Source organism: Streptomyces sp. NPDC054841 (assembly GCF_053611045.1).
In genome coordinates this window covers 1-1,193 of record NZ_JBSGZO010000922.1, presented here as the reverse complement: position 1 = coordinate 1,193, position 1,193 = coordinate 1, and the positions used below count along the sequence as shown (strand labels likewise).

Sequence of the window (1,193 nt, the reverse complement as noted above, 5' to 3'; positions counted from 1 at the left end):
CTCATGGATCCAGGCGTGTGGACCGTCCGGGGCGTTGCGCCGCCGCGGGCACAGCCCCACAGCCCATCAGGCTCACACCGGGAGGACCTCACGGATCACATGCCGTGCGATGGCCGCCATGACCGGGTTCGTCTCGCGGTAGTACCGGAGTTCCATGAGCGCGATCGAGAGCGCCCAGCCGCGACCTCGTGCCCAGGTCGCGTCGTCGGCCCCCAACGCGGCGCGGAAGACGTGGCGCGCCTCGGCGGGCAGTAGGTACCACGCGACGATGAGGTCGACGGCGGGATCGCCCAGTCCCAGGCATCCGAAGTCGATGACGGCGCTGAGCCGGCCCTCGACGATCAGCAGATTCCCGGGTTGCAGGTCCGCATGGACCCAGACGACCGGGCCGGGCCAGGCGGGGGCCCGCAGGGCCGCGTCCCATGCGGTGGTTGCCGCGTCTGTGTCGATGGTCCCTCGCAGTGCTTCGATCGCGTCGCGCGTCATGGCGTTCCGTATCGCCAGGGGTTCACTGCGGTATGCGGGAGGCCCGTCCGTGGGATCGATTCGCTGCAACGCGGCGACGAACTCCGCCAGATCTCCGGCGAGCCCGTCGGGTTCGGCGATACGGCCGACGGCCGGGTTCTCGCCCTCGAGCCAGCGGTAGACGGACCAATGCCAGGGATAGCCCTCGGCGGGTATTCCCTTGCCCAGCGGGGTGGGAACGGCGACGGGAAGCGGTGGGGCGAGCCGCGGCAGCCACTGGTGCTCCTTCGTCACATCACCGGCGGCCCCCGCAATGCGCGGGAGCCGTACGACCATGTCCTCGCCGAGCCGGTACATGGCGTTGGATGTGCCGGCGGAATCGATGTGCGTGACGGGGAGGTCTGCCCACTGCGGAAACTGCGCGCCGAGCAACCGGCGCACCAGAGATGCGTCCGTGCTCACTTCGTCAACGTGCATCCTGCGAGCGCACATGGGTACCTTCCGAACCGGAGTGAGACACAGCGCCCGGCCCGGGCGACGTAGCCGGGCGCGGGGACGGGCCGACGATCGTTGTGGGCGACCAGGCCGGCGTTGATACAAGCGCGCTGCGACGTTGTCGTCAACTCATATATGCCGGTGGGAACGAGAACGGGTCCGTGGCCATCGCGGCTCTGGCCGCGGTCAGGGAACTGCCGGCTCACGGACCCCGACCCGACGCGGCTGAGTTC

At 69.7% G+C, this 1,193-nt stretch carries 1 protein-coding gene; it reads right to left on the bottom strand.

Features of this window, described 5'->3' with window-relative positions:
- Positions 1 to 72: 72 nt before the first annotated feature.
- Positions 73 to 957 carry an aminoglycoside phosphotransferase family protein gene (locus ACWGI8_RS44455; protein ID WP_453669343.1) on the bottom strand — a complete coding sequence of 295 codons (885 nt, stop codon included), beginning with the start codon at positions 955 to 957 and terminating at the stop codon, positions 73 to 75.
- Between the last annotated feature and the right edge of the window lie 236 nt (positions 958 to 1,193).